The organism is Bacteroides congonensis (assembly GCF_900130125.1).
GTDB classification, from domain to species: domain Bacteria; phylum Bacteroidota; class Bacteroidia; order Bacteroidales; family Bacteroidaceae; genus Bacteroides; species Bacteroides congonensis.
On the sequence record NZ_FQXY01000010.1, the window covers coordinates 596,965 to 617,687 of the forward strand.

Consider the following 20,723-nt stretch of genomic DNA (forward strand, 5'->3'; position numbering starts at 1 on the left):
GTATATACGAGATTAGAGTAATATGATAAACTTTCGTAAATACAAATGGATACTAGCATTTGCCGGAGCAGTAGTCGTCGTGCTTCTGCTCCGTGGATTTGCTTTTACGTCCTGCCTTATCCCTTCCACCGGCATGGAGAACTCCATTTTCCAGGGCGAGCGTATCTTAGTCAATAAATGGAGCTACGGACCGCGTGTTCCTTTTATGACACTTTTTTCTTATCATCGCTGGGGTGAACGTCCCGTGCAACAGCAAGACATCGTTGTATTCAATAACCCTGCCGGTATCCGCCAACCGGTCATCGACCGCCGTGAAGTCTATATCAGCCGTTGTATCGGCGTTCCGGGTGACACCTTACTGGTAGATTCCCTTTTCTCCGCCACTTCTCCCGAATCGAAACTCAACCCCGACAAGAAAAGGCTCTATGCCTACCCTGTCGCCAAAGAAAATTTGATTACTTCACTCATGCACACACTGTCCATCACCGACGACGGACTGATGGGAAGCAATGACAGCACTCATGTACGCAGTTTCAGCCGATATGAATATTACCTGTTGGAACAGGCGATGAACGGGCAAAACTGGATACAACCCTTATCGCGGAAAAAAGACACTGAGCTGAAACCGCTGATTATCCCCGGCAAAGGGAAATATATCCGGGTATATCCCTGGAATATCACCTTACTGCGGAATACGCTCGTAATGCATGAGGGCAAACAGGCGGAAATAAAGAACGATACGCTATACGTAGACGGAAAGCCTGCACAACATTGTTATTTCACTAAAGATTACTATTGGATGGGATCAAACAATACCATCAACTTATCCGATTCGCGCCTGTTCGGATTCGTCCCGCAAGACCATATCATCGGGAAAGCCTCTGTCATTTGGTTTTCCAAGGAGAAAGGGACAGGCTTGTTTGACGGATACCGATGGAACCGCTTCTTCAGAGCGGTAAAATAAAAGATGCCCGAACGCATAAAATGAAAGAAATGAAAACAGCTTATTTATCTTCAGCATATCTCGCTCCTGTTGAGTATTATACAAAATTACTAGCTTACGACAAAGTATTCGTAGAGCAGCACGACCACTATATCAAGCAGACCTACCGCAACCGTTGCACGATTGCCGGCCCCGGCGGAGAGTTAGCCCTTTCCATTCCGACCGTAAAGCCTGATACACTGAAATGTCCGATGAAAGACATTCGCATCTCCGACCATGGAAACTGGAGACACTTGCATTGGAACGCGATTGAATCCGCTTACAACAGCACTCCTTTCTTTGAATACTACAAAGATGATTTCCGCCCTTTCTACGAAAAGAAATATGAGTTTTTAGTCGATTTCAACGAGGAGCTTTGCCGATTGGTCTGCGAGCTGATAGATATTCATCCCGATATGGAACGTACTTCCGAATATAAAATGGAGTTCACTGCCGAAGAAACCGATTTCCGGGAGATTATCCATCCTAAGAAAGATTTCCGGACAGCGGACACTGAGTTTGTTCCACAGCCTTATTATCAAGTATTCGAGTCCAAACTGGGCTTTCTTCCCAATCTGAGTATTATAGACTTGTTGTTTAATATGGGGCCGGAAAGCGTTCTGATATTAAAATAAGAGAAGAACATTATCTATTATAACGATATTCGCTGTATGGTACTGTAATGCAACAATTACAAAAACAGTACCATACAGCGAATTATCATTTAATAAAACTCAAAAGTATGAAGTGTCCTATTGGAGTTCCAACTGCAATATTTCTTCCAAACTTGGGTTCTGGCTAATAATAACCCCTTGCGGATCAATAACGAATAAAGTCGGCACACTCGTAACCTTATAAGCGGCAGCAATCTCATTGGTGCGGAACGGCTTCAGGTCACAGGTATTTGCCCAAACAATCCCGTCCTCACGAGTAGCCTTTTCCCATTGCTCCCGCTTCTCGTCCAGGCTAATACTACATACGATAATCCCTTTCTTTTGTAGTTTAGGATATACTTCTTTCAACTCCTTCATCTTCGCACGGCAAGGACGACACCAGGAAGCCCAGAAATCAAGCAATAGATATTTTCCTTTAAAATCACTAAGCTTCACCGTGTTACCGGCCATATCCTTCGTGACAAAATCGGGAGCTTTCTTATTTTGAATCCACTTATCCGCCGCTTCCTGATATTTCTTCTTAAAAGATCGCCAAGGATATGAATAAGCATATCTGACCGTATCCACCAATTCGTAGACTTCTTTTAAAGTTGTATAATCATTTGTCAACAGTTCGCCTGCCGTAAGCATTGCCACAAAACTCTTCGGGTATTTTTTTATAAATGAAAGTTTTGCTTCCTGGCTCTTTCCCCAATGAATGCTCATTTGTTTTTGCAGTTGTTCCGCCTCTGCATCCTTTTCTTGTTCTTTCAGTTTAGTATAGCGGTTTGCAAGAGCTTCCGTCTGTTTCTCTATCGGATTTGTCACGGCTAGAAGCTCATTCATCAACAACTGTTCCTTACCGTCTGGTGTCGTAACAACAAAATTACGGCCTTCATTAATATCCACCAGATAATGACCACCAGGTTCTACACAGACATAAGCATCAAAACCAAACGGGCGCGCCATCAACCGATATTGGTCTGCATGAGAAATGTTCCCCTTGAAAGAAAACGAAGTTCCGTCCACTTGCAAAGAATCCAATTTGGTAAATCGGTCTTTCACACAGGTAAGAAAAACTTTGCCTTTATACGGCTTAGAAAGCCTCACTGAGATTTCGAATGGCTTGCTATCCATATATTCACTTACTTTCCGACACAATTCTTCACCACGTAATTGTCTCGCAAGAATTTTCCCGTCAGGTCCGATCAGAATAATAAAAGGAATTCCATTATAATTATAAAGTTTACCTGTCGTCATAGACGGATCCCACAACTGCAAATATCCCAGTTGCTCTTCCTCGATAGCTTTCCGCCATTTGCTCTCATCCTTGTCGATAGACACACCCAGCACCTGCAACCCCTTATCTTTATACTCAGAACAGATCTTCTTCACATTCGGAATCTCCTTCCGGCAAGGTCCGCACCAGGATGCCCAGAAATCAATCAGCACATATCGACCTCTCAATGAAGACAGTTTCACAAGATTCCCCTGAGCGTCTTTCAGTTCAAAATCCGGTGCGACAGAGCCGACTTCACTTCCTTTCATCAAACGCAATCTTTCCTGCAGCTCCTTTGCATAATAATTGCGTTGTATAAAATCCACATCAAATTTCTGCAACACATTCTCGATGGCAGCTTCCGTCTCCATCGGAACAGAAGAATACACTATCAAAAACAGCGCATCGCTCTTTTTATTGGACGGTATCATATCCAGGAACGACTGAGACAGCTTTCCATACAACATCTGCAAAGAATCTGAAAGGTTTTTCAATTTAGCCAGATTCTCTTCGGTTTTCGATACCGTATTATATGTATTGAAAGCTTCATTGTAAAGTGCGCCGACCTCCAATACCTTATCTTGATAAGGATTACTCCGGTACAAAGCATCATATTCATCCATAGCCGCCGAATTCTTCACCGAAACCCTCTTCAGATTCTTATCTTTAATCTCCGCTTTTACTTCCAAAGCATCATTATCGATGAAGAAATAAAAATAAGGTATATTCATGGCAGGTCCCAGTTTCCCCAACGAAGGAACATAGAGATAATACACACGCCCGTCCCCCTTCACGACATCTGCCCGCATGGAGAACTTATTGCCTTTTCCCTTTACACGCATTACCTCGTTCCTGTCAGCATTCAACAGAGCTACTTCCGCTCCGTTCAAACCTTCAATCTCTCCGGAGAGCTTCACCGGAGACGTCTGGGCATACAAAGCCCAGACAAATAAATACATAAATGCAATAACTATGGATCTTTTCATTGTTTACGGTCATTAGGAATAATATTCGGATTTAATGAGAGCACCTGCGGCGGGATAGGGAATACATAAAGCTTTGAATCAGGCTCCAATTTATAATCCACTTCATTGAGTGTACGAACCAAAGTTTTAGTATAACGTCCTTCTTTAGCCAAACGCTTCATATCCAACCAGCGCAGACCGCTCAAAGCCAGTTCCCGACGGCGTTCGGCCAAAACGATAGAAAGTAAGTCCGGTCCGTCAGCTTTTGTAAGCGGTGTATAGTCCTCTGTCTTGAAACGCATGACACGCAGATTATTTAAAATATCCAATGCTTTCGCATCATTCTTACGGGCTAACGCTTCCGCTTCAATCAACATCATCTCAGGAACAGTAAAACTATAATCCAAATCTTGAAGAAAACGGTAACGTCCGTCTTCCCAGATATTCCCCCTACGGTCACGGTTCGTAAACCAGAACTTAAAACGTAAATCCGCCGCTCCATACATGGCCTGCAGATCATCGCTTATACAATAACTGGTAAGCATACTATTGAAGCCAGTTTCCTGAAACCATATTTTTTCCGGTGATTCGCGATAATTAAGAGGTTTATTGATTATTCCGACAAAAGGCATCTCTTCACTCATGAAGCTCCAGGTACGCATATCGTTCAACGCACTGTTTTTGCCCAAAGCAAGTTTCGCTTGTTCTGCGGCCTTATCATACTCACACATATAAAAGTAAATACGAGCTTTCAAAGCATACACCGCCGCTTTATTCGGACGGTATCCGTTAGCAGCATCTTCGGGCAGTAATGTTTCGGCATTTTTCAGGTCATCCCATATCGCATTTGTTACCTGTTCAACCGTAGCTCGACTATATTTTGCCTCCAAATCCGGAACCTGGGCTAAAGGTACACTCAAATCCGTTGATGCAGTACCAGCCTGATATGCAGGAGCATACAAGCTCTGTAAATACCAATTATAATAAGCACGCCAGCATTTCGCCTCTGCCAATATAGCCGCCTTTTCTTCCGGCGTTCCTTCCGTGGAGTCCATCACATATTGAACGACCACGTTCATCTTATACATCTGCTCATAAGGTGTATTCCATGACGGATCCTTTTCATTTTCCTTATAGAAATCTTCCATCCAGTAATAAGCTTTTCCGGCAGACGAATTCCCATTCAAGTCTTTGTTAAAGACATCATCCGAACAGACATTTGCCATTGGATAGGCAACACTGGAAGCTGTCACATCAATAATCATGCTTTTGAAATCATCCATTGTCGTAGGAATTACCTTACCTTTAGGAACAGTATCGATAAAATCATCACATGCAGCTAATAATACCATAGCCACAACAACTATCATCAATTCTATTTTCTTCATATTTCTATTGATATATTTTGTTAGAAATCAACTTTAATACCTGCCGTAAACGAGAATGGTTGACTGAACGACATCGCTCCTGTTTTGGGATTTACCGCTTCCGGATCATACCCTTCCTTATTCTTGGTCCACAACCAGATATTATTAAATTGTGCCGTCAATGATAAACGGCGAAGCGGCGTACGTTTCAGCCAATTCTGCGGAACTTCGTAATTCAACAATATCTCACGCAAACGAATCATGTTTCCATTACGAATACTATTGGAAGAATACATCACTGCATAAGAACGATATTGTGTATTTGCCCAATTGGCTTCCATGGTTGGAAGGCAAGCTATGTCAGTCTTGTTCTCATCTCCCGGTTCTCTCCAGCGCTCTGCAATTTTATCGGTAAGAGAAGGAGAAGTAGCATAAGCATCCATGCTTGGATATTCGGCACGGAAAACATGACCGAAATTATAGGTAAACAAGAAGCTGGCCTGCAGGCTCTTGTACTGGAATGAAGTAGAGAAACTTCCGTTATATTTAGGTTGATAAGTACCACTGTATTCCAGGTCATCCGCATCTAATGTAGCAATATCATATGTCTTATTTCCATCTTTGTCATACACCATCGGTTCTCCGTTACTATCCAGCCCGGCCCAGCGATAACTCCAAAGAGCTTCACGCGCGTATCCCTCTACAAATTCCGTCAAACCGGTGACACGATTCAGGTGAGGACTGCTTTCATTAATGTTATTATTGGTAATCTTGTTGGAGTTATGAGCAAAAATCCAGTTGACATTCCAATTGAAATTACGCAGTTTGAGAACATCAACTCCCAACTGAAGTTCAAATCCTTTGTTTGTCATATCAGCAGCATTAATTCTTGCGCTGGCATAACCCGTGGTCGGGTCAAGCAATGTACTTCCTAACAAATCATAACAAGAATTATTATAGTAAGTAAATGTTGCATTGATCCGGTCGAACAAGCCCAAATCCAACGATACATTTGTAGAACGATTTCGCTCCCAACGAAGCTTGGGATTGGGTGGTGTGCTCAAACGTACTACATAATCTCCGACAGCCGGAATGTACGTTCTTCTACCTACCATCACCGGAGTTGTACCACCTGAACGGTCAAAATTACCGGTCAACCCCCAAGAAGCACGCAACATCAAAGCAGAAATAAAATCGACATCAAAGAACTTCTCATTTTTCACATTCCAGTTGGCTCCCAATGCCCATATAGGGTTACGGCGATATTTATCACTCACACCAAACAAATTCGACTTATCAATACGCATACTGCCACTCAACGTATAGCGGTTATCATATGTATAGACTGCGGACAGGAAGTAGGAGATTTCTTTATTCAGCACATCACTGAAACCATCGTAACTGGTAGAGTAATATCTATTTTTATCCCCGTTCCACCATGTCACACCATCCTGCAATGAAACAGCGTCAATAGGCTGCCATGACAGAATCTGGTCATCATACCCAAGTTTACGGTATTTCTCCATATAATAATGCCTGCTACGCATTTCAAAACCTGCAACAGCATTTACATAGTGCTGTTTATCCGCTCCGAAACTACGGTTCAAAGTTGCTCCGAATTTCAGGATCCAAGCATCTGTTGTTGCTTGCTGGTGATCAAGTATATCACTGTTAGGAATGTTGTAAGTCAGTGTGTTTGTACTATTCGGAACTGCCATCGAGTTAATCAATGTACGGCCATCATAACTTTTCTTTGAGATAATATTCTTGTGTGTACTCAACGATTTCTCATATTGATAATCGGCTGAAACGCTTAATCCGCTAATGATCTTGAAATCAGCTCCGACACGTACTTTATAATTCACGCCGTTTGTCTTGTCATTCGCCATATCAACCTCATCCAACAAATTCTTTCCCTGATCGTAATAACCATACTGGGAAACCATCGTTTTAGAATATTCGTGGTTAAAGCTACTGTAATCAGCAATACGGTTATTATTTTCATCCAGCAACATCTGGAAAGGATACAAATTATAAATATCACTTGACAAAGAAGAATACCCGTTATCATTCTTCACAAAATTAGCGATTATATCCGAGCGCAGAGTCAAAAAAGGCAATATCTTATAAGATGTCCTTGAGTTGATATTAATAGACTGATTACTATCACCGATATAAGATGAATGCCCACCAATAAAGCTACCGGACAGGAAATAATTGACCTTATCAGTACCACCGGAGATAGAAAGCATATGATGATGTTGCAAAGCACTACGCAAGAGATTATCTTCAATCTGTTTACGATTATAATTGGTTGCCAATTTGCCCAGACGGCTGTCCATCGCAGCAAGTTGTGCCTCTGTCAGCATACTCATATCATCCAACGTATAGTCGTTAATGATCTCCTGAGATAAAGAATATCCATTTGTATTATAACCAAAATAACCGGGAAAATAATAACCACCTAAAAATGCAGTCCGGTCGTAATCTATTAATTGTTCAGAGTTTACCCGATGCAAATCATCAAAATCAGGTTGTGCGCTTACCTTTACATTGCCCGAATATGAAATGCGGAAATCATTAGCTTTCCCCTTTTTAGTTGTAATCACTACTACTCCGTTGGCTGCACGAGACCCCCAAATGGCTGCTGCCGCCGCATCTTTCAGTACTGTGATACTTTCTACCATATCCATATTTTCGGGAAGCTCTTCCACTTCAAAATCATCTACGATAAAAAGCGGTTTATTGCCCGAATTAAGAGATGCACCGCCACGTATCCGATACTCATTATTATATACTGTCAAGCCCGGAACAGCACCTTCCAATATTCCCTGCAAAGAATTACTACTTCGTAACTCGATATCCTTACTATTGATAGTGTTTACAGCTCCTGTCACATTATATTTTTTCATCACCTGATAGCCTGTCACCACCACATCATCCAACGAAATGCTGTTATTGGAAAGACTGATGTTCATTTTTGAACTGGAACCGGGCATCTTCTGTTTTGTCCCATATCCGATATATGAGAAAATAAGTACATCATTCTCTCCAATCTTTATCGAATAGTTTCCATCAATATCCGTAATAGTAGCAATGTTCTTGTCTTTCACGCGTACATTACATCCTATTAAAGGTTGTCCGTCATTCGCATCCGTCACCTTACCCGTGACCAGATGATATTTGTCATCTTTTTGAGCTCCGGTAGCCTGACGGCGAATCTGTATCATCTTACCGTTAATTTCATACGTCAGCGGTTGCCCTTTCAATATCACATTCAAAAGTTCGGTAACCGTCCGGTTCTGAAACTTGACAACGACTCTTTTGGTCAAGTCCACATCCTGCACATTGAACCAGATTGAATATCCCATACGAACTTTGACCTGTTCCAAGGCTTCTTTGACACTCAAAGTTTGCGTTTCAGCAGTCCCAGAGTTTGATTGTGCAGAAACAGTAGTTACTTCCGCCGGAAAAAGCATGAAAAACAATAGCAGTAACCCATAAATATATCTACACGGGAAATAAATGTTATTTAGACAAAAATAGCTGTTTCTTAATACGTTATTTACTTTATATTCCATATTTTTGTAGTCTTCTTAATGTATTAATATCCGTTTTACATTCTGAATCCGAACCGGCAGTGTTGGCGCATTGCCGGTTCATCCGTTTTATTATTACTTCTTTCTTATTTATCCATAGGCAGTCATTTATTCTTGTTGATGATTATTTTATTGTCTCTTACTTCGTAATAAATTTCTCCCGAAGATGTTATCACATCCAGAATCTCGTACAGATTTTCCTCATTACGAAAATCTCCGTAATAAATGCCTGTCGCAATTTCCTTGCAACCCAGCTGGATAGTTACATTATACGCCCTGCTCAAATCTTTCACAATCTGAGACAGCGGCTCTTCATCAAAAAACAGCGTATTTCGGAAAGTCTGGTTAGGAGTATGCATCTGAGGCAGCAGTTTATCCACTTTGGGCTCGATAATTGTCAATGTTTCCTTTTGCTGTTCTGTCCACGAGACATAATTTTCAGCCTCCACCTGGCGAACCTGAATATCAGGACTTCCTTTCATGATAACAGCTTGCTCATTAGGTACAAGAATCGTTTCTTTGCTGTGTGTATTATTAGTTATAACACTTAAGCTACCGTTCAATAAAGTGACCCGCTTTCTCTCATCAGCAGAATAAGCTTTCATATTAAACTGTGTACCCAACACCCGTATGCGAGTCTCTCCTGCATATACTTCAAAGGCTATCTTCTTATTCTTGGTTACATCAAAAAAGCCTTCTCCGTCGAGATAAACTGTACGGTTGTTTTTTCCAAAATCTTCGGTATAACTCAATTTAGAACCAGAGTTCAACCATACGGCCGTCCCGTCGGGCAACACGATTTGAGATTTAGAACCTGCCGGCACTGTGACCTGCATACCGCCACCTGTGACGGTATCCGCAGTATAAAAAAACATATGGAGTCCTACCCCAATCAACAGAGCAACGACAGCCACCGAAGCATATCTCAGGACAGGCAGCCAAAAGCCGCTTATCTTTCTCTGTTGTATCCGCCTTTTCAGGCGCTTCCAAGAGCGCATATTATCTTTCTCAAACAATCGTCTGTCCGACGCAACCGACTGTACCTTAAGTAATACGCAATAATCGCGGTATAACTTCCTGTTATCTTCAGAAGTATTATACCAGTTTAGGAGTTCTTTCGCTTCCTGTTCTGTCAGATTGTTACTTAATTGACGAACAATCATTTCTTCAAGATTATCAATAGGCATAAATAGTATCTTTTTATCTAATGACGATAAAAGACTCATTACAGGGTAGTCAAAAAAGGAACTTTTTTTAATTTATTTTGAGAAAAGTGAAAAATAGACGCTTAAAATAAGCAGAAGATAAGGTCCCAACTCTTTACGAAGAGTTGATAAAGCGTTCTTTATGTGATACTTAACCGTATTTATAGAGATATTCAGTTCTTCAGCTATTTCAGCATAACTTTTATTCTCATAACGGCTGAGATAGAATACTTTCTGGCATTCTTCAGGAAGCAAGGCAATCTTTTCACTTATCATCGCCTCTAGTTCCTCCATAACATATCGTTCGAAAATATCTTCCTCACGCACAAAACAACGGGAGGTGACTGATTCCAGATCCAGGAATTGCTCATTTTTTTGAGTACGAAGATAATCTATACTATGATTCCGGACAGCCTTCAACAGATAAGCCTTCAGTGAAGACACAGGCAAAGCTTCATGACGCTTTTCCCATAGTGTAAAGAATACATCCTCCGCTACTGCTTCACTAATCTGTACATCTTGCACATATTGATAAGAAACAGCGCACAAAAGGCTATAATATTCATTAAAAATGATACTAAAAGCTTTTTCGTTTCCCTTTTTCAGTTCTTCCTGCCATTTTTGCATCATAGTGCAAAGAAAGTGATTTTTTTCATTTGCTGTGACATCAAATACAAAAAATCACTTTATCTTTTTACAAAGAGGTAAAAAGCTGCACTATTAGGTGGAAAGCCGCGTGGTACTTCCTTGCTTCTGTAAAGAGAGAAGATGCTTTACTTTCCGTTACATTCGGCTTTTATCATAATATCACTCTCCCTTTTATCATCTTTTTCTTCACTAGTTTCTGCATCCAATCGGCTCAACAGGTATAATACATTCTCAAGATGTATATAGTTAGACCGACTCATTTTTCTAAATTGCCAACTATTTTTGGTTATATCTATTACGCAATTAATCAAACTGCCTACCGCATCGGCACCTTGCTGACGATTGGCATTAGAAATATGAATACTCATCATATACATTCCAAATCCTTTAATCACCTCTTTCACACTTATAGACTTATAGCTATGAATAGCATTAAAAGCCACCACATTGCTACGAAGTACATTAGCCAAATCTTCCAATCTTTTCCGGTCGGTGCATTGCACCAAATAACTGTCAGGATTAACAAAACGACTAAATGTCAGATAAAAAGTCATCATTTCATCATCTGATGAAAAAATGGCATGCATGAATTGTGTCGCGTCCCCCGGGCGAACTTGCTGATTGTTTAAAACCTCTTCCATAAGAATTTAAAATTAAATGGTGAATAAATTAAGTTCAATGGGGCGATACAGAAAGGTAGTTTTAGAAAATAAAAGAAGCGGTTCCGCCTGTCCCATTGCATTCCACTATCCACGACAGCAGTAGGTGCATTAACATCCTACATGGGGGTACGAAACCGCCATATAGGACTGATGGGACGGGCATAAAAAAGCCCGCCACATTGGTACGGCAGGTTTCCCTGTCGTGGTCTAAAATGGAATGCACTACAAAGATAGAATATAAAATCAGAAAAGGAGATAGAAAATCCGTATAATTTAGAATTCATAGTAATAAACTCAGTACAAAAACCTCTAAGATTAACCTATAACTATAATATGCATTCAAAGGGTTCACCAGTTTCACCTTCATATGAACGACTATGAATCAGCGACTTATGGTGACGTAAAGGGGAAAACATAGAAGTAATCGTCCTTCACATCCTTCACAGCACATAAATCTGTCTTACAACGTTTATTGGACATATAGTTCCAATGTGTTGGACATATAGCTCCAACGTCTTGGATATATAGATCCAGCGTCTTGGGTATATATACCCAACAGTTCAAGTATTAACATCCTAGGTACAGGGTATTAATACCTAATAGTTCAAATGTTAATACCTGACGGGACATTTGATTATAGCATATTTATTTTTGCTATAAGCATATTTGTTTTTGATTATAGCATATTTGAAAAAAACGGTGAAGGGTGTGAAGGCTAATGTATGCTGATTTTTATGCTTTCTTTCACCATAAGTCGCTGATATGTAGTTGTTCAGATTAAGGTGAAACTGGTGAACCTCCGTTTGTAAACTATTAGAGAGTTACATATCCTTTAATGAAAATCCACGATATTCAATCTGATAATCGGCATATTGTCGGGCTATCGCTACCGCCTTATTTTCTAAGATGTGTAAATTGATACGTGCTTCATTCCTTTTCACTTCGCCTATCAGCATACGCTTTTCAAAATCATTCACCGCCACAATATCAATCTCATTTTCGCCTTTTCTATCCCAATAGCCTTGCACATCAGAATATTCCTTAGATTCAGCCAAGCAAACACGAAAATATTTCTCCAATACGTTTCCACTGAAGGTTTCATAGTCCCGCTCGACAATTTCACGTACATAATCCAAATTGCCTATCTCAACAGCGCTCCGGTATTTATAAACAAACCTGAACCAGAACCGGAGAAAGTTATCCTCTATCTTATATTTATTATTCCGGCTTCCTTCCTTGGCCATAAAAGGACGAGTACGCCTAATCAGATTATACTCGTTTTCCAACTTATCCAAATAACCACCTACAGGCATATTTAACGTACTCTCAATATCCCCTCTGGAAGTTTTGGACGAAGCTATCAATGACAAAACAGAAAAATAATTTGTATAATCCCGACCAAATTCCTCAATTAATACATCTCGTCCTTCTTCCAGAAAATAGGAGCCCTCCGAGAGAACCGTCTTCAATATTTTATCCTTAGTAAAAGCTTTGCGTACAACCAATTGCTCGATATATTTTGCGACTCCACCCGTTATCATATAAAATGCCAACAAATCTTCCGATGTATATTGGGGATGATAATCATGTAATATTTCTTTTAGGGTAGACATATCAAAAGGTTTCAAATGTATCCGGGATGTCACCCGACCATAAAGAGGCTCTTTTGCATTCTCAAATATTTGTTTCATCATCGAATAAATAGAACCACAAAGCACCAGATTAATCTTGCTTTCTTCCTTTATTGAGTCCCAAATATTCTGCATGTCGCTGAACACAGATGGATTGAGATTTCTGAATTCTTGAAATTCATCTATAATCAATGTAAAGTTCAAACGTTTGGAAAGTTGCATGATTACTTTAAATAATTGGGAAAAGCTTGTAAACTGCCCCAAGGTCTCATGCAGTTTTATCTCGACTTCATTGACAAACTCTTCACAGAGCAAAACTTCATTCTTTCGGCCGACAAAAAAATAAAGCACGGGAGTCTTCACAAACGCATTCTTCAAAAGAGTAGTCTTTCCGATACGACGACGTCCTACCATCATTGTCATTTGTGCATACTCGGATGAGAGTTCCTCAATCTCCTGCAATATCTCTATTTCCCTTTTTCTATCGTAGAATTTCATAAGCTATCTATCAATTAATGCAACAGTGGTTACTGTAACAGCGGTTGCGTTAGCGCAAATATCACAATTATTCTACTGAATTCCAAAGAGAAACCATCTTTTCTAATAGTGATTTAGAAAAGTTTTAAAGAAAGAAGGAGAATGTTACTCCTATCTTGACAAGATAGTAACATTCTCCCAAGAATCCATTTTTACCAAACTTCTACCTATTTCAATTCAAAGGGTACACTCCCCTTCATATCCCTTGATGAACTTCCGATAACTGCTTCAAACTTACCCGGTTCGGCTATCCACTCGTGTTTTGCATCATCGAAGAAGCTCAATGCTTTTTTGTCTATCGTCAACGTTACCGCTTTCTCTTCTCCCGGAGCCAGTTTTACTTTTTGGAAAGCTTTCAGTTCTTTTACCGGACGGGGTAGAGAAGATTTCTTGTCGCTGATATAAAGTTGAACAACTTCCTGACCTTCACGAGTTCCTGTATTTTTCACATTGACAGTGAAGGAAATCGTATCGTCGGCTGTCATTGTTTTCTTGTCAGCCGAAGGCTTGCCGTAAGCAAATGTGGTGTAGCTCAATCCGTGACCGAAGGGGAACAACGGTTTGATTTTCTCCTTATCTGCCCAACGATAACCTACAAAGATGTCTTCGTGATAAGTTTCATTAATAGTATCCCCCCTATGCTTTGATTTTGCGAGCTCTTCCTTATTACCCGGATATTCACCCAGTTTATGAGCACCTACATCGTCCAGTTTTACAGGGAAAGTGAAAGGTAGTTTTCCGGAAGGGTTCGCATCTCCTACTAAAACCGAAGCAAGAGCCGTTCCGGCTTCCGAACCCAAGAACCAGCCTTGTACAATGGCGGGGACTTCGTTCACCCAAGGCATAGCCACTGCATTACCGGAGATATTGACAAATATAAGGTTTTTATTAACCTTTGCCAGTTCACTTATGACTCTGTCCTGTGCGTATGGCAAGCCTAAAGAAGCACGGTCAGAATCTTCACAATCCTGGTGATTGCTCTTGTTCAGCCCACCGAAGAAGATAACATAATCCGCGTCCTTAGCCACTTGCAGAGCCTCAGCGAGAAGTTCATCTTCCGAGCGGTCATCTTTTAGGTTCTGCCCGGTTTTCACACCGTTATATTCGCCTGTCGGGTCGCCTACATATCCACGGGCATATACAATCTCTGCCTGTGAGCCGGCACGTGCTTTTAAACCGTCCAACGGAGAAATCTCATACTTCACTTTCAAGGAAGAACTGCCACCGCCTACTGTCATCATCTTGATTGCATTCTCACCGACAACGGCTATTTTCTTCGCTTTGTTCAAGTCAATAGGCAACACGTTATTGTTGTTCTGTAAAAGAACGATTCCTTCTTCAGCTATCTTACGACCGGCTTGTCCATGTTCAGGAGAACCTAAAGAGCCGAACGGCTTATGCGGATCCATCGAAGTACGGAAAATCAGACGAAGGATATTGCTGACTTTCTCGTCCAACTCTTTTGTTCCGACTTTACCCTCCTTAATCAGTTTCAGGTAAGGGAAAGCCAGGTAATAATTATCATAAGCATTACGGGTTCCGGCAGACAATCCGTTTGTCCACGAACCGAATTCCAAGTCCAGTCCGTTGTAGATGGCTTGTTCGGTATTATGTACACCACCCCAGTCGGACACTACTACGCCGTCAAAGCCCCATTCATCACGAAGAATGTCTTTGAGCAGACGTTTGTTGTGGCAGCCGTGTTGTCCCTGATAAAGATTATAAGAGCCCATAATCGACCATGTTCCGCCTTCCTGAACGGCAGCTTTAAAAGCAGGCAGGTATATTTCATAAAGGGCACGGTCGCTCAGATGCACGTTAGTGGTATGCCGGTTGAATTCCTGGTTGTTCAGTGCGTAATGCTTCACGCAGGCGGCTACACCGTTCTCCTGCACTCCTTTGATATAAGGAACTACCATCGTGGCGGACAGATACGGGTCTTCGCCCATATATTCAAAATTACGTCCGTTCAAAGGAGTACGATAGATGTTCACACCGGGGCCTAGCAAGATATCTTTTTTCCGGTAACGCGCCTCTTCACCGATACTTTTTCCGTAAAGATGAGACATCTCGGGATTCCATGTGGCGGAAAGGCAAGTCAATGCGGGGTAAGCGATGCAGGAATCGTTTGTCCATCCTGCCTGGTCCCATTCATCCCACAATACTTCCGGGCGGATGCCGTGAGGGCCGTCGGTAGCCCATACCTCCGGGATTCCGAGACGGGGTACGCCTGCCGAACTGAATTTTGACTGTGCATGAAGCATCTTCACCTTTTCTTCAAGGGTCATCCGGCTCAATGCGTCTTTTACTCGCTCTTCGATTGGCTTATTCGTATCCAGATACACCGGTTTCTGCGCTGAGGCAGGCAGTGCAGCCATAATAGACAAGCCAAGTAACATTGCTTTAAGTTTCATGTTTATTTATGATATAAGAAGTAAGTTATAAATCCATATATTTATAATTAAAGACTCGCAAACAAGGGGTAGTTACTAGTTGCATCCGGCTTTATTAATGTTTTTTATAATTGTAACCCGATGCAACCAGTATCATACATCCTTATTCAGTCTTTAATGTAACACTATTCATACTTTGGGCAAGGTTCTCAATCGTTGACTTCGAGCCATCCAAGGGAGCATATATTTCCAAGCTGGATTTCAGCATCCTTCCATCACAGAGCTTATCTATCTCTTCCTGAACCATAGCCGAACGATAGAAGAACAGCTCGCTATATTCCCTGCCTACTGTGGAAGTATTATCACCAACAATGAATTTTCCGACGGTCAGCTTTTCATCCAACTCTCCAGCTAATGCCTTGTCTGTATATAACAGCGTACGCCCCTGAGCATAATAGTGTGTCAAAGATACTACATGCCACTGATTATCCGTCACATTTACCGTACCTTTTATTTCTCCAGTCAACGGGGAGTCATATACTACCACTCCATCCTGAATCTTCAGAGTTCCGGTCGCATTACCGCCATTGGCAAAAGAAGCGATGATTCCGTCTGCCGTTCCTTTCACTTTGAAAGAGATTGTAAACGGATGTACGGTTTCTTCGGGAGTGAATTCCAGTACTCTTTTATCTGCCAGAGAGTAGGAAGTGCCGATGACACGTACCGGTTGTTTTTTGCCCGCATCTATCGCATCAAACAGGGAAGGAACCATGGCATAGGTAAATTCACGATGTCCGTCGGTAGTAGGATGATAAATATCATCACCATTCTGATAGCCGTTCGCCCATACACCGCTGCCGTTATCTATCGCTCCCAACAGATTGACAGAAGGAAGGTCCCACTCATGAATCAACAGATTCATTTGCTTCACGTATTCATAGTCGCTTGCATCAAAATCGCCACGGGTATAGTTGTTCATCATCACAGGATACTTCCCGTCTTCACGGGCTTTCTTAATCAGAGTTTGCATATTATCCCTGAATTGGTTGTAGACCGCCTGTTGGTCGGCTGCATTGTGAATACCTTCATTTCCCAGTGAAAGACCGAAAATCACATAAGTGCCGCAGTCGTGAATCAAGTCGTTGTAACGTGCCAGCAGGTTAAGCGTATTATTGCCATTAACGGCTATACCGGAAGTGTACCACGGAAATTTGCTTTCCTGGTTACGGAAACGCTCGTCAAGCAGTTCACCATACATATAAGCATAACCATGATTATTCGTTGCTCCCTGCCCGTTGGCAACGGAAGAACCCATTACGGAGATTTTGAAAGGGTCGATACCTTCTTCACCACAGTCGATATAGTAAACATATCTGCGCAAGTCCAGTGTAATGTGATAAGTACCGTGGTTCAGGTTGATATCCTCGGTATTATATCCCTGCGTACCCATGCCGACTTCATTTGTCGTACCTTTCACACGTTTCATCACGTAATCCCAGCTCCTGTTCATCACAAAGTTAAAGCGTTCGCGGTCACTCACACCGGATATTCCGGTCAACTTCACTCTTCCGCCCCAGACACCTTTTCCCTGATAAGCCAAAGGAACCCCTTTGTCTACCGTCCATCCGTTCGGAGTGACGCTTCCCACAAGTGTCCAGCTTTCTATCGGGGTGATTTCGTACGTTTTACTGCTCAGGTCAATGGTAAGACGAATCTGTCCGGTCACAGGGGCGGCAATGCTATAATTATTTGTAGCCACCACTCCTTCTTTATACCCTTTTCCGATGTTTACAGTCTTGCCGTCTTTTGTGGTTCCCTTGAACGAGAAGTCACCGGAACCGAAAGAGGTGTACGCTTCAAAAACATTTGTCGGACTCCCGTCGGCAGATACCATATGCATCGATACTTGACCTTCCTCCACAGCACTGCCGCTCATAGTGAGTGACGTAAATTGTTCGGGGCGTTCTATATCGGTATATTCTTCTACTTTCAGCACATTTAACGCAATATAGTCACCGTTCTTTCTCGAAACGGTAAATTTTATATTGCCAGCATCATCCGGATAAATGAGCTCTGACTCACAGATATTCTGTATATTCTGGTTGATACCTTCGCCACCACAGTTGGTTCCGGAAGTCTGCAATTCGCCTTGATAGAGGTTCAATCCCGTCATTGTATAATAAGCAGTACGTGTCTGCGTAGTGCTCCGGCTGCCGAATGCATAGAATTTATATGCTTTCTTCGGGTCGAGGTTACTGAATGTAAAACTGCTGTTATTCTCACCGGACTCAATAAAGAAGTAGTCTTCTGTGGCAGAAGCCATGGCAAAATCCTTCAACAACTCTTCCTGAGGTTCGAGCAGACCGCCGCCACCGCTCTGTCCGTTGGTGGAAAAGCGGCTGTTCAGGGTCAGTTCATAAGTCACTGAAGTATTCTCCGAGTTAACCAAAGAAGAGTAGACTGTATTAATCGCGGCATAGTTTCCGTCATTATTGGTTATATTATTCCAATAATGATTGTTTGCGTCAGGCCCTTCGGTCAAGCTCCCCCGCCCATCCGTTTGGGAGCCAAAATCAAAGTATAATGTCTGTACCAATACCGGTGTTGCCGATTCCGGAATTTCAATTTCTTCACCCGGTGAAGGGGGGACTACCGGTTCATCATCATTACAAGAACCTATCGCCAGCATTCCAAATAAAGCGAATACCAATAACATATATTTCTTCATATTCTATTAATCTTATTAAGTTCTGATTTCTTTATCATTTAACATTGGTATATTCCTCCATCTTCAGAGCATTGAGCGCAGCATAGCTACCTTGCTTTTTTGCCAAAGTAAACTTTATCTCGCCATTTTCATTCGGATAAATCATTTCTGACTCACAGATATCTTTAATGTTCTGATGAATACCTTCACCTCCGCAATTATCACCTGAAGTTTGTAATTCACCCGTATATTCATTAGAACCCGACATAATATAATTTACGATACGGATATCAGTAGCGTTCGTTTTCCGGCTACCGAATATGTAAAACTTATATCCTTTCTCTTTATCCAATCCTGAAAAAGTAAAACTTCTGTCCTCATTTTCATTCTGTTCGGTAAAGAAATAATCTTCGGTAGCGGATGCCACAGCCAAATCATTCAACAAATCAGCCTGCGGTTCTAATAAACCACCACCCCCACTCTTTCCATTAGTAGAGAAACGGACATCCAAAGTCAAAGCATAATCAGTTTGAGCATTTTCAGAATTAACCAGAGGAGAATAAACCGTACCTGCTGCCGCATATTTATTACCTGATTCATTATTAGTTATATTATTCCAATAATGGTTATTCACATCGGGTCCCTCAGTCACAGTGCCTTGAGCTGCCGTAATAGAGCCGAAGTCGAAATAAAAAGTCTGCACTACCGCCGGTTCCGGCTTCACCTCTCCATCTGAAATCTTCTTTAAAGAAACCACACCTTTAGTAATACCTGCTGTCAAATCAACCGTAAGAACGTAAGTTGCGCCCTCTTCCAGACTTGCACCGTCCGCAAACTCAATATTTCCGCTGTCAAGCACCTTTATGAGAGATTCCGAACCCGCTGCTACCGTTAATTGGTTGCTATTGGAGAACTCGCCTCCCCAAGCGTTCTGGAAGTAGAATTTACAACCCAAATAGTCTGCCCTGATACGCTGTCCGACAGACGAACCATGTTCGGGCCCTGCCGTTGCCATGAATTGATACTTCTTAGACGAAATCTCGGGTACGCAGTATGCCTGCCCCTCATTCCAACCAAACTGATAATCCAATGAAGGAGAACCGACTCCCCATCCTAACAGCCAGATAGCACCATGCCCGTCTTCAGAAAGGGTAGCCTCTTTATCACCGTCCATACGGGTAACCCCGAAATACTTCTGTTTCATATTGGCAACCACCCGGTACTTACCGTCCATCGGCAAGAAAGTCAACGTACCATCAGATTCTTTCGTGAAATAATCAGGGTTTATCCACCAACCGTTCATATCAATACCCGACACCACGATTGACTGTCCTTGAGTAAAGGATTTCTGTATAAGATACGTATTCGCATCTTGCGCTATCATTTTCTCTCCATCAAACAGGACATTCACCAATGGGGTAACTTCGTATGTAAGGGCATTGAATGTCACTTCATAAGGCTCTTTTGCCGTACCGGAGAAGGTGATAGGATTCACGTTCTTTCCTTCTGCAAGCAGATTGTCATTATCCCAACCGAAAGTCAGTTCGTTGCCGTTCTCCCCTACTTTCGGTGTTTTGATATAGGCCTTCAAGTCTTGAGGAAATCTGCCGGTCACACTATAATTATACAACGACTGCCTTTTCATCAAGTACTCCTCTCCCATCTCATCCACCAAAGTCACGTAAGGAAAGTCCGGACGAGACAACACTACTTCCTGTTCCATTTCAGTCGTAGTGAAATGAATGTTCTGAAGTACAAATTTCAAGGTCGCCCTGCCGTCAATTATATTGGGATAGTAAGGAACAAAGACCTTTCCGGAATAGTCACTGCCGCTTGTCTTTGTGCGGATGACCGTTTCGGATACCTGCTCTTCGCCATAGAAGAGCTTTGCTTTCAATGTAGAAAGAGGAACGTCGATATCCGAAGCCTTAATCGTAAACGGAAGGCTGTCGCCATAAAGAGCGCTAACTTTTCCTGTGATGAATTCCATATCCGGATTGCCCGACAGGAACTCGTCATCACTACAGGAATTCATTGCCAGTATTCCTGCCAACGCCAGTATTATATAGATACTTCTTTTCATTGTCTTTATCGT

Annotated in this window: 12 protein-coding genes; 2 read left to right on the forward strand and 10 right to left on the reverse strand. The window is 41.9% G+C overall.

Annotated elements, in window-relative coordinates; genetic code table 11:
* The first annotated feature begins 25 nt into the window (after nucleotides 1-25).
* Together lepB and BQ7997_RS13810 are read left to right on the forward strand one after the other, a co-directional pair.
* A complete protein-coding gene (gene lepB / locus BQ7997_RS13805) occupies nucleotides 26-964 on the forward strand; it encodes a signal peptidase I (protein ID WP_097677822.1) in 939 nt (312 codons plus the stop codon).
* A gap of 20 nt (nucleotides 965-984) precedes the next feature.
* Nucleotides 985-1,617 (forward strand): WbqC family protein, encoded by a 633-nt coding sequence (locus tag BQ7997_RS13810; RefSeq protein WP_073347422.1) that lies wholly within the window; start codon nucleotides 985-987, stop codon nucleotides 1,615-1,617.
* A gap of 117 nt (nucleotides 1,618-1,734) precedes the next feature.
* Here the strand turns inward: BQ7997_RS13810 and BQ7997_RS13815 are convergent, their stop codons facing one another.
* The 10 genes from BQ7997_RS13815 to BQ7997_RS13860 form a co-directional block, all read right to left on the reverse strand.
* Nucleotides 1,735-3,900 (reverse strand): redoxin domain-containing protein, encoded by a 2,166-nt coding sequence (locus BQ7997_RS13815; RefSeq protein ID WP_083589238.1) that lies wholly within the window; start codon nucleotides 3,898-3,900, stop codon nucleotides 1,735-1,737.
* Nucleotides 3,897-5,267: a RagB/SusD family nutrient uptake outer membrane protein gene (locus BQ7997_RS13820; RefSeq protein WP_073346922.1), complete on the reverse strand. Its 1,371-nt coding sequence runs from the start codon at nucleotides 5,265-5,267 to the stop codon at nucleotides 3,897-3,899. The genes BQ7997_RS13815 and BQ7997_RS13820 overlap by 4 nt, the downstream gene beginning before the upstream one ends.
* Before the next feature lie 20 nt (nucleotides 5,268-5,287).
* A complete protein-coding gene (locus BQ7997_RS13825; protein ID WP_159436765.1) occupies nucleotides 5,288-8,656 on the reverse strand; it encodes a SusC/RagA family TonB-linked outer membrane protein in 3,369 nt (1,122 codons plus the stop codon).
* Between the two features lie 293 nt (nucleotides 8,657-8,949).
* On the reverse strand, nucleotides 8,950-10,032 hold the full coding sequence (locus BQ7997_RS13830) for a FecR family protein (protein WP_073346924.1): 1,083 nt from the start codon (nucleotides 10,030-10,032) through the stop codon (nucleotides 8,950-8,952).
* A gap of 72 nt (nucleotides 10,033-10,104) precedes the next feature.
* Entirely contained in the window at nucleotides 10,105-10,680 is a 576-nt protein-coding gene (locus tag BQ7997_RS13835) for an RNA polymerase sigma-70 factor (protein ID WP_097677804.1), read from the reverse strand.
* Nucleotides 10,681-10,823: 143 nt separating this feature from the next.
* Complete coding sequence (locus tag BQ7997_RS13840; protein WP_073346925.1) at nucleotides 10,824-11,339, reverse strand: hypothetical protein; 516 nt, start codon at nucleotides 11,337-11,339, stop codon at nucleotides 10,824-10,826.
* Nucleotides 11,340-12,181: 842 nt separating this feature from the next.
* Complete coding sequence (locus BQ7997_RS13845) at nucleotides 12,182-13,489, reverse strand: ATP-binding protein (protein ID WP_073346926.1); 1,308 nt, start codon at nucleotides 13,487-13,489, stop codon at nucleotides 12,182-12,184.
* Between the two features lie 206 nt (nucleotides 13,490-13,695).
* A complete protein-coding gene (locus tag BQ7997_RS13850; protein ID WP_073346927.1) occupies nucleotides 13,696-15,942 on the reverse strand; it encodes a glycoside hydrolase family 3 C-terminal domain-containing protein in 2,247 nt (748 codons plus the stop codon).
* Nucleotides 15,943-16,084: 142 nt separating this feature from the next.
* Nucleotides 16,085-18,649 carry an SGNH/GDSL hydrolase family protein gene (locus tag BQ7997_RS13855; protein ID WP_073346928.1) on the reverse strand — a complete coding sequence of 855 codons (2,565 nt, stop codon included), beginning with the start codon at nucleotides 18,647-18,649 and terminating at the stop codon, nucleotides 16,085-16,087.
* Nucleotides 18,650-18,683: 34 nt separating this feature from the next.
* Nucleotides 18,684-20,711, reverse strand: a complete 2,028-nt coding sequence (locus BQ7997_RS13860; RefSeq protein ID WP_022137074.1) for a DUF5016 domain-containing protein — start codon at nucleotides 20,709-20,711, stop codon at nucleotides 18,684-18,686.
* Between the last annotated feature and the right edge of the window lie 12 nt (nucleotides 20,712-20,723).